Source organism: Bradyrhizobium sp. ISRA464 (genome assembly GCF_029910095.1).
In the GTDB taxonomy this organism is placed as follows: domain Bacteria; phylum Pseudomonadota; class Alphaproteobacteria; order Rhizobiales; family Xanthobacteraceae; genus Bradyrhizobium.
In genome coordinates this window covers 2,081,266-2,090,353 of sequence record NZ_CP094526.1, presented here as the reverse complement: position 1 = coordinate 2,090,353, position 9,088 = coordinate 2,081,266, and the positions used below count along the sequence as shown (strand labels likewise).

At 64.6% G+C, this 9,088-nt stretch carries 10 protein-coding genes and 1 riboswitch; of the genes, 9 read left to right on the top strand and 1 reads right to left on the bottom strand.

The genetic code is table 11. The features are described from left to right. The first annotated feature begins 121 nt into the window (after positions 1-121). Both MTX19_RS09820 and MTX19_RS09815 read left to right on the top strand, forming a co-directional pair. The gene (locus tag MTX19_RS09820; protein WP_280976270.1) at positions 122-859 is read left to right on the top strand and encodes a response regulator; all 738 of its coding nucleotides are present in this window, start codon (positions 122-124) and stop codon (positions 857-859) included. Between the two features lie 2 nt (positions 860-861). Beyond that, a complete protein-coding gene (locus MTX19_RS09815; RefSeq protein WP_280983425.1) occupies positions 862-2,217 on the top strand; it encodes an ATP-binding protein in 1,356 nt (451 codons plus the stop codon). Between the two features lie 14 nt (positions 2,218-2,231). Here MTX19_RS09815 and MTX19_RS09810 read toward each other — a convergent pair whose 3' ends face one another. Continuing rightward, on the bottom strand, positions 2,232-2,429 hold the full coding sequence (locus MTX19_RS09810) for a hypothetical protein (protein ID WP_280976268.1): 198 nt from the start codon (positions 2,427-2,429) through the stop codon (positions 2,232-2,234). Between the two features lie 321 nt (positions 2,430-2,750). Here MTX19_RS09810 and MTX19_RS09805 point away from each other — a divergent pair, with 321 nt between their 5' ends. The 7 genes from MTX19_RS09805 (at position 2,751) to MTX19_RS09775 (ending at position 9,046) form a co-directional block, all read left to right on the top strand. Then, on the top strand, positions 2,751-3,293 hold the full coding sequence (locus MTX19_RS09805; protein WP_280984750.1) for a lytic transglycosylase domain-containing protein: 543 nt from the start codon (positions 2,751-2,753) through the stop codon (positions 3,291-3,293). A gap of 201 nt (positions 3,294-3,494) precedes the next feature. Next, a riboswitch (TPP riboswitch) is annotated at positions 3,495-3,636 on the top strand. After that, positions 3,624-4,637, top strand: coding sequence for an FAD-dependent oxidoreductase (locus MTX19_RS09800; RefSeq protein ID WP_280985941.1), 1,014 nt, complete (start codon positions 3,624-3,626; stop codon positions 4,635-4,637). Its footprint overlaps the riboswitch before it by 13 nt. Further along, positions 4,628-4,825 (top strand): sulfur carrier protein ThiS, encoded by a 198-nt coding sequence (gene thiS / locus MTX19_RS09795; protein ID WP_280983423.1) that lies wholly within the window; start codon positions 4,628-4,630, stop codon positions 4,823-4,825. The genes MTX19_RS09800 and thiS overlap by 10 nt, the downstream gene beginning before the upstream one ends. Positions 4,826-5,028: 203 nt before the next feature. After that, positions 5,029-5,811 (top strand): thiazole synthase, encoded by a 783-nt coding sequence (locus MTX19_RS09790; RefSeq protein WP_280983422.1) that lies wholly within the window; start codon positions 5,029-5,031, stop codon positions 5,809-5,811. Beyond that, positions 5,798-6,424: a thiamine phosphate synthase gene (locus MTX19_RS09785; RefSeq protein ID WP_280983421.1), complete on the top strand. Its 627-nt coding sequence runs from the start codon at positions 5,798-5,800 to the stop codon at positions 6,422-6,424. Before MTX19_RS09790 ends, MTX19_RS09785 begins: the two co-directional genes overlap by 14 nt. 24 nt (positions 6,425-6,448) lie before the next feature. Further along, entirely contained in the window at positions 6,449-8,314 is a 1,866-nt protein-coding gene (thiC, locus tag MTX19_RS09780; RefSeq protein WP_280985940.1) for a phosphomethylpyrimidine synthase ThiC, read from the top strand. A 180-nt stretch (positions 8,315-8,494) separates the two neighbouring features. Further along, a complete protein-coding gene (locus MTX19_RS09775) occupies positions 8,495-9,046 on the top strand; it encodes a hypothetical protein (protein ID WP_280983419.1) in 552 nt (183 codons plus the stop codon). The last annotated feature ends 42 nt before the right edge of the window (positions 9,047-9,088 follow it).

The window sequence follows — 9,088 nt, the reverse complement described above, 5'->3', positions numbered from 1 at the left end:
ATAACGATAACTTTTCACCCCACCACCGACCTGTTAACTGTGATTGCCGGGCAAGATTTCAGAAACACACTGAAACAAAAATTCCTGCGCGCCTTCCCTGAATCACGGACAAGAGAACGGTATGACTCAGGCTACGCCCAACATCCTTGTCGTCGAGGACGACCGCGAGACGCGGGCCCTCATCGCGAAATATCTCCGCACCAATTCCTGCAACGTGACGACTGCCTCCGACGGCCGCGAGATGGCGCGGGCGATGGCCGACCATCGGGTCGATCTGTTGATCCTCGACGTCATGCTGCCGGGCGAGGACGGCCTCAGCCTGTGCCGCAAGGTGCGTGCGGAATCGCAGACGCCGATCATCATGCTGACCGCGCGCGGCGAGGACGTCGACCGCATCCTCGGCCTCGAGATGGGCGCCGACGATTACCTGCCGAAGCCGTTCAACCCGCGCGAGCTTTTGGCGCGGATCAACGCCGTGCTGCGCCGGCAGGCGGCCGCGCGCAACGCCAGCGCGATCGAGGGCGCGACCACGCTGTCGTTCCTCGGCTGGCGCATCGACATCCGCCTGCGCGAGCTGCGCAATCCCGAAGGCGCCCGCGTCGCCATGACCAGCGCCGAGTTCGACCTGTTGCGGACCTTCTGCGAGCGGCCCGGCCGCGTGCTGTCGCGTGACAGCCTGCTCGACCTGACGCAGGGCCGCAGCGCCGGCTCGTTCGAGCGCTCGATCGACGTGCTGGTGAGCCGCATCCGCCGCAAGATCGAGCCCGACCCGCAGGAAGCAACCATGATCAAGACGGTGCGCTCCGGCGGCTACATGTTCACCCCGAGGGTGGAGGCGGTCGCCGCCGCCAACAACTGACCATGAAACTGCTGCGCGTGCTGAGTCTGCGGGGAATCGGCGCGCAGATCGCGGCACTGGTGGTCGCGTCGATCGTCGCGCTGCATCTCATCATCACCGCGATCTTCCTGATCCATCGCCCGGACCAGCCTGAGCCGGTCGATCGCTGGCACACCCAGCTTGCGGCCTCTGCGCAATTGCTGGGGCATGCTCCGCCTTCGGAGCGGCCGCGGCTGAAGGAGGACATCGCACGCGCCTTCCCGCAGCTCGCAATCGGCGACCTGCCGGCAGACACGGTCCCGTTGAGCGAGCCCGCGCCGGGCCTGCACGCGCTGCGCCGGCTCGGACCCAGCTATCGCGTCTTCATGCTGCCGCGAGAGGCCGGCGCGCCGGATGACCGTCAGATCCGCCGCATCGGCATCCGACTGCCCGACGGCACCATGATCGCCGCGAACCTGGTGCCGGATCAGCACATGCGGCCGTTCTGGGGCGGTCCGTGGATGATGACGGTGCTGTTCGCCGTCATCAGCGTCACCCTGCTCGGCCTGTGGGCGGCCTGGGCGTTGACGGCGCCGCTATCGTCCTTCGTCAAGGCCGCGGAGACGTTCAGCCTGAGCGGCGCCGCCGAGCCGCTGCCGGAGCGCGGTCCCGAGGAAATCCGCTCGCTCGCCAAGGCGCTCAACCGGATGCGCGAGCGCATCACCACCCTGATCGACGACCGCACCAAGATGCTGGCCGCGATCAGCCACGATCTCAGGACGCCGATCACGCGGATGCGGCTGCGCGCGGAATTCATCGAGGACGAGACCCATCGCCACCGCATGCTGCGCGACCTCGACCAGATGCGCTCGATGCTGGAATCGGTGCTGTCGTTCCTGCGCAACGACCGCAAGCTCGAGGAGATGACACTGGTCGACATCGCCAGCACCCTGCACCTCGTCACCGATCAGTTCGCCGACATGGGCCACAAGGTCGTTTACGAGGGCCCGCAGCACGCGATGGCAATCGCGCGGCCCGCCGACCTGCATCGCAGCATCACCAATTTGGTGGAGAACGCCGTGCGCTTCGGCGGCGAGGTCGCCGTCCGCCTTGCCGCCAACTCCGACGGGCTCACCATCGACGTCGAGGACGACGGCCCCGGCATTTCGGATGCGCACAAGGCGAGCGTGCTGGAGCCGTTCGTGCGCGGCGACCACGCGCGCAACATGGACGAGGCCGAAGGCTTTGGCCTTGGCCTGTCGATCGCCAACGCCATCGTGCTCGCCCATGGCGGCACGCTGTCGCTGCACGACCGGAAGCCGCACGGGCTGGTGGTCCGCATCCAGTTGCCGGCGCGCCAGCAGCCGCCGCAGCCGGGGCCGCAGAAATCCGCCGCCTGATCAGACCACTCGTTTCAAGCTGCGAGCGGCCTGGTCAGTTGCTCATGCTCGTAGATTGCGATCGCCTCGAAGCGGTAATTGCAGGCGCGGCAATTCCACAGATAGGACGTGCGGCCTTCGCCGTGCTCCACCCAGTCCGGACGCGGGATCGGCTTGCCGCATTGTGCACAGGGATTTTCGCGAGGCAAAGAGCCGGAGTCCTGACGGGCCATGGCGCATCTCCCTTGTGATTGTTCGGATGTTTTTGAATGGACAATCGTGCTGCCTTGCTTGGACGGGTGCACGCTGTCGAATGTCATTGTAGACCCTTGTTGCGTCATTTGCACGACAATCTGCCGTGCACGGCGTGCGGCAAAACCGGCTCCAGACAATTTGAAGCGTTTGTCTTCCGACCTCCGCATCCGGTTCACCGCGGACAGGGAGGGCCACACGACCTTCGCTGTTGCGAAGGTTTTGCCACATTCCTGCCCGCTCACCGTACCAATCAGGACGCAGACAACCGACGCGAATTGAAGGGCCCCGGGCGATCCGACATGACAAAGCTGCAAACCCTTGCCTCGTTGGCCGCGATTGCGGTGCTGGCGTCGTGCGCGAACGCGAGTGCGCAATCGCGCGCGCAATACGAGGCGATGGTCGCCGCCGAGGCCCAGGCGAATCTGGTGCCGGAAGAGCTGGTGCATCGCGTCATCGTCCGCGAGAGCAAGTACCATCCGCAGCTGATCGGGCGTGGCGGCACCATCGGGCTGATGCAGATCAAGCTCGGGACCGCCCGCGGCCTCGGCTACACCGGTACCGCCGCGGGGCTGCGCGACCCCGCGACCAATCTCAAATACGGCGTAAAATACCTTGCCGGCGCCTATCGTGCCGCCAACGGCGATCACGATCGAGCCGTGCGTTATTTCGCGGGCGGGTATTACTATGCCGCAAAGCGTCAGCGCATCGAACATCTGAAAGAGGCGAAGCATGTCGGCGAGAGTGCACCGCCAAAGGCGCTCGCCCGGCAGGAACAGCCGCCCACCGAGGCCGCCGAGGCGAGCGAGGAACAGGCTTCAAGCGAGGAACAGGCTTCAAAATAAGGGCGATCGGGTCCGCGCGCGCCCTGGGTGCCATCCCCGCCCGGCCGATCCTCGACGTGCCGTTCCCCGCATCAACGACGTCATCGTTCGGCAGCGTACCCCGTCGCGCGCTGAAAGCGCCGCAGCACCTCAGCGCGGCGCGGTTCGTGGCATGGTTCCTGGCATAATGCGTTGACACACCCACCCATCCGCCTACATTAGAGCCGTTCCGAGGGGTGCTCCGAAGGAGGAGCTGAGATACCGCAAGCTTGGACCCGCCCGATGGCGGCCAGTCCGGGACCGCGGTGACCCTTTGAACCTGATCCGGGTCATGCCGGCGAAGGGACAGGGATGTACCAGACGTCAAGACCGCGGGGGGATTCCCCCGTCTCCATCATCGGCGCAGGCATAGCAGGTGCCTGGCATGCGCTGTTATTCGCGGAGGCCGGACACGCCGTCACCCTGCACGAGCGCAGTGACGCTGCGATGACGGAATCCACAAGCCACTGGGCCGGCGGCATGCTGGCACCGTGGTGCGAGGCCGAAGCCGCCGAACCCGTGATCTTCCGGCTCGGTGTCCGCTCGCTCAGCCTGTGGCACGACCATTTTCCGCAAACCCCGTTCAACGGCTCGCTGGTGGTGGCGCATCCCCGCGACCGCACCGATTTCGAGCGCTTCGCCCGGCTCACCACCGGCCACCGCCGGCTGGATGCGCAGGAGGTCAGCGCGCTCGAGCCGTCGCTCGAGGGCCGTTTCCGCGACGCCCTGTTCTATCCCGACGAGGGCCACGTCGAGCCGCGCCGCGTGCTGCCGCGGCTGCATGCCGCGATCGCCAGGGCCGGCGGCACCATCAAGTTCGGCAGCGACCCCGAGGCCACTGACCTCGACGGCCTCGTGATCGATTGCCGCGGGCTTGCCGCGCGCGACCGCGAGCCGACCTTGCGCGGCGTCAAGGGCGAGATGATCGTGATCGAGACCGCGGAGGTCGAGCTGGCGCGACCGGTGCGGCTGATCCATCCGCGCTGGCCGCTCTACGTGATCCCGCGCGGCGATGGCCGCTTCATGCTGGGCGCGACCTCGATCGAGGCCGAGGACACCGGCGTCAGCGTGCGCTCGGCGCTCGAGCTGTTGGGCGCGGCCTACGCGGTGCATCCGGCCTTCGCCGAGGCGCGCATCGTCGAATTCGGCTCGGGACTACGCCCCGCCTTTCCGGACAATCTGCCGAAAATCAGGATCGAGCAGGAACGCATCACGGTGAACGGACTCTATCGTCATGGCTTCCTGCTGGCGCCCGCGCTGGCCGAGCTGACGCTCGCCTATGTGGCGCGCGGCGAAATCGACAACGAGGTGATGCAGTGCGTGTGACCGTCAACGGCGAGCAGCGGGAGATCAATGCGGCGAGCGTCGGCGCGCTGCTGACCGAACTCGATTACGAAGGCACCCATTTCGCGATCGCGCTGAACTACGACGTGGTGCCGAAGAGCCGCTGGGCCGAGACCGCGCTGAAAGCCGGCGACGAGATCGAGATTATCACGCCGCGGCAGGGAGGGTGATGATGCAGGCAAGAATGGTCGAAGCTCTGCTCGTGAGACGCGATCCCGCGTCCCGCCCACCGCAGTCATCGCCCGGCTTGACCGGGCGATCCAGTACGCCGCGGCCTATCTGCTCAACGGCACGGCCTCTGGAATACTGGATCCCCGCCTTCGCGGGGATGACGAGTAGTGCTTGGGGCTGACGGCTAGAGGACGTTGATGCAATGGTCACCTTCTACGGCAAATCCTTCGCCTCCCGCCTCTTGATCGGCACGGCGCTCTACCCCTCGCCCGCGATCATGCAAGAAGCGATCCGGGCCGCGGGCGCCAACATCGTCACGGTGTCGCTGCGGCGCGAGGCGGCCGGCGGCAAGACCGGTGATGCGTTCTGGTCGCTGATCCGCGAGCTCGGCGTCACCGTGCTGCCGAACACCGCGGGCTGCCGCAGCGTGCGCGAGGCGGTCACCACGGCCAAGCTCGCGCGCGAATTGTTCGACACCCCCTGGATCAAGCTGGAGGTGATTGCCGACAACGATACGCTGCAGCCCGACGTGGTCGGCCTGGTCGAGGCCGCCACCATCCTCATCAAGGACGGTTTTGAAGTGTTCCCCTATTGCACCGAGGATCTCTCGGTCGCCTCGCGTCTCGTCGATGCCGGTTGCAAGGTGGTGATGCCGTGGGCCGCGCCGATCGGCAGCGCGAAGGGCATCATCAACCGCGACGCGCTGAAGCTGCTGCGCGACCGGCTATCAGACATCACGCTGGTGGTCGATGCCGGCCTGGGTGCGCCGTCGCACGCGGCCGAGGCGCTCGAGCTTGGTTACGACGCCGTGCTGCTCAACACCGCGGTCGCCAAGGCCGCCGATCCGGTCGGCATGGCCAATGCCTTCCGCCTCGGCGTCGAGGCCGGCCGCACCGCCTATGAGGCCGGGCTGATGGAAGCCCGCGACTTCGCCTCCCCCTCCACCCCTGTCGTTGGGACCCCGTTCTGGCATGCCGTATCCTGATCGCCGCGCGTATCCTGATCGCTTTTATCCCGTCGTCGACAGCATCAAGTGGGTCGAGCGCCTGACAAAACTCGGCGTCGGCACCATCCAGCTCCGCGCCAAGGACCTCGATGACGGCCAGGCGCTGCAGATCGTCAGCGACGCGCTCGCGGTGACCAAGGGCACGCCGACCAAGCTCGTCGTCAACGACTATTGGCGCGCGGCGATCGTCGCGGGTGCCGAGCATCTGCATCTCGGCCAGGAAGATCTCGCCGACGCCGACCTCGCCGAGATCCGCAAGGCCAGGCTGACGCTCGGCATCTCCACCCATGACGACGACGAGCTCGCCACCGCGCTTGCCGCCAAGCCCGATTATATCGCGCTGGGCCCGATCTTCTTCACCACGCTGAAGTCGATGCGGTTCGAACCGCAGGGCATTCCGAAGATCACGGAGTGGAAGAAGCGCGTCGGCTCCATCCCCCTTGTCGCGATCGGCGGCATCAAGTTCGAGCACGCGGCCGAGATCTTCGCCGCCGGCGCCGACTCGATCGCCGTCGTCTCCGACGTCACCCAGAACCCCGACCCCGACGCGCGGGTCAGACAATGGCTCGGCCAGAGCGCCGCGGCCGCCTAACCGGAATTCAACGGAGGATCCATTATGAACATCCGCTCCAATCCCGACACCACCCGGCCCGCCGTCACGACCGGCTCGCTGCCCGCCTCGCGCAAGATCTTCGCGACGCCGGAGGCCGCGCCCGATCTGCGCGTGCCGCTGCGCGAGATCATCCTCTCGGAAGGCGCCGGCGAACCGAACTTGCCGGTCTATGACACTTCGGGCCCCTACACCGATCCGCAGCTGACCATCGACGTCAATGCCGGCCTGCCGCGCAACCGTCTGGCCTGGGTCAAGGAGCGCGGCGGCGTCGAGGAATATGAGGGCCGCGAAATCAAGCCGGAGGACAACGGCAATGTCGGCGCCTCGCATGCCGCGAAAGCCTTCACCGCGCACCACAAGCCGCTGCGCGGGCTCGACGGCCACAAGATCACCCAGCTCGAATTCGCCCGCGCCGGCATCATCACAAAGGAGATGATCTACGTCGCCGAGCGCGAGAACCTCGGCCGCAAGCTTAAGCTCGAGCGCGCCGAAGCGGCGCTAGCCGACGGCGAGAGCTTCGGTGCTGCGGTGCCGGCCTTCATCACACCGGAATTCGTGCGCAGCGAGATCGCACGGGGACGGGCCATCATCCCCTCCAACATCAACCATGCCGAGCTCGAGCCGATGATCATCGGCCGCAACTTCCTGACCAAGATCAACGCCAATATCGGCAACTCGGCGGTGACCTCATCGGTGGAGGAAGAGGTCGACAAGATGGTGTGGGCGATCCGCTGGGGCGCCGACACCGTGATGGACCTCTCGACCGGGCGCAACATCCACACCACCCGCGAATGGATCCTGCGCAACTCGCCGGTGCCGATCGGTACCGTGCCGATCTACCAGGCGCTGGAGAAGTGCAACGGCGATCCCGTCCAGCTCACATGGGAACTCTACAAGGACACGCTGATCGAGCAGTGCGAACAGGGCGTCGACTACTTCACGATCCACGCCGGCGTGCGCCTGCCCTATATCCACCTCACTGCCAACCGCGTCACCGGCATCGTGTCGCGCGGCGGCTCGATCATGGCGAAGTGGTGCCTGGCGCATCACAAGGAGAGCTTCCTCTACACCCATTTCGAGGACATCTGCGACATCATGCGCAAGTATGACGTCTCGTTCTCGCTCGGCGACGGCCTGCGCCCGGGCTCGATCGCGGATGCCAACGACCGCGCGCAGTTCGCCGAGCTGGAGACCTTGGGCGAACTCACGAAGATCGCCTGGGACAAGGGCTGCCAGGTCATGATCGAGGGCCCCGGCCATATCCCGATGCACAAGATCAAGATCAACATGGACAAGCAGCTCCAGGAGTGCGGCGAGGCGCCGTTCTACACCCTCGGGCCGCTGACGACAGACATCGCGCCGGGCTATGACCACATCACCTCAGGGATTGGCGCCGCGATGATCGGCTGGTTCGGCTGTGCGATGCTCTGCTACGTCACGCCGAAGGAGCATCTCGGCCTGCCCGACCGCAACGACGTCAAGACCGGCGTCATCACCTACAAGATCGCAGCCCACGCCGCCGATCTCGCCAAGGGCCATCCCGCGGCGCAGCTCCGCGACGATGCGCTCTCTCGCGCGCGGTTCGACTTCCGCTGGGAGGACCAGTTCAACCTCGGCCTCGACCCCGAGACCGCGCGAGCCTTCCACGACGAGACCTTGCCGAAGGAAGCCCACAAGGTCGCGCATTTCTGCTCGATGTGCGGCCCGAAATTCTGCTCCATGAAGATCACCCAGGACGTCCGCGACTATGCCGCGACGCTCAACGACAAGGAACAGGGCATGGCGCAGATGAGTGCCAAGTTCAAGGAAATGGGGTCGGACGTTTATCTGGACGCGGAGAAGGTGAAGGAGAGCAATCGGGTGTTGTGAGGAACGATTTACCTACCAACAACGAGAACGTTCGACGAACATGAGCCGGGCCAAAGGCGCCCGGCTCATTCTGCGTCGTAACAAGGCCGGCCGCCTGCACTATACCAAAGATTGTACCGATTTGGCACTACGCGTGATAAACCTCAACTATTCGCCAAAGCTTCCTTTGCTCGAGGATCTATGAATTCGTATCTTGCTAAGATCTCGGATGAGATCAACAAGGGCAATACTCCGCCGCCGGTAACCACACGAGAGTTTCTATCTTGGTTTGGCGCTCAACGGCGAGGTTATTCGATAGTCGCTCAAATCCGGCGCGAACTGAAGGCGTACAAGCTGGAAACGGCTCCTGACTTCGAGTCCAACTACATTGATGCGCCACTTCAAATAGCTCCGGTAGTCGCCGACCGCTTCTCAACCAACGATCTTACTGATGTTAGAGATCCCAGTGATGGCTCTCGAACAATAAAGGGACCAGACGATTTAGCGTTCGGGGAGTATCTAAGGCTCTTGGAAAAACCGGATCGCTGGAAGCAATTTGGTCTTGCGATCGATCGCAGCAGCTTCTGCAATGATTTGGACAATATTCGAAGAATTCGCAATGACGTGATGCATTTTGATTCGGATGGCGTTCTTCCGAAAGAGTTGGACAATCTGAGAGACTTCAAGAGCTTCCTAAATCAAATACAAAGCATAATCTCGCCGAACAGAACGGAAGGCAAAGCTCGTATCTAACGAACTCCGAGACAATATAGCGGCAAGCGGCCCGAACGAGCG

Coding starts and splice junctions, on each gene's coding strand:
- MTX19_RS09820 (WP_280976270.1), top strand. CDS start 122: ATGACTCAGGCTACGCCCAACATCCTTGTCGTCGAGGACGACCGCGAG.
- MTX19_RS09815 (WP_280983425.1), top strand. CDS start 862: ATGAAACTGCTGCGCGTGCTGAGTCTGCGGGGAATCGGCGCGCAGATC.
- MTX19_RS09810 (WP_280976268.1), bottom strand. CDS start 2,429: ATGGCCCGTCAGGACTCCGGCTCTTTGCCTCGCGAAAATCCCTGTGCA.
- MTX19_RS09805 (WP_280984750.1), top strand. CDS start 2,751: ATGACAAAGCTGCAAACCCTTGCCTCGTTGGCCGCGATTGCGGTGCTG.
- MTX19_RS09800 (WP_280985941.1), top strand. CDS start 3,624: ATGTACCAGACGTCAAGACCGCGGGGGGATTCCCCCGTCTCCATCATC.
- MTX19_RS09790 (WP_280983422.1), top strand. CDS start 5,029: ATGGTCACCTTCTACGGCAAATCCTTCGCCTCCCGCCTCTTGATCGGC.
- MTX19_RS09785 (WP_280983421.1), top strand. CDS start 5,798: ATGCCGTATCCTGATCGCCGCGCGTATCCTGATCGCTTTTATCCCGTC.
- thiC (WP_280985940.1), top strand. CDS start 6,449: ATGAACATCCGCTCCAATCCCGACACCACCCGGCCCGCCGTCACGACC.
- MTX19_RS09775 (WP_280983419.1), top strand. CDS start 8,495: ATGAATTCGTATCTTGCTAAGATCTCGGATGAGATCAACAAGGGCAAT.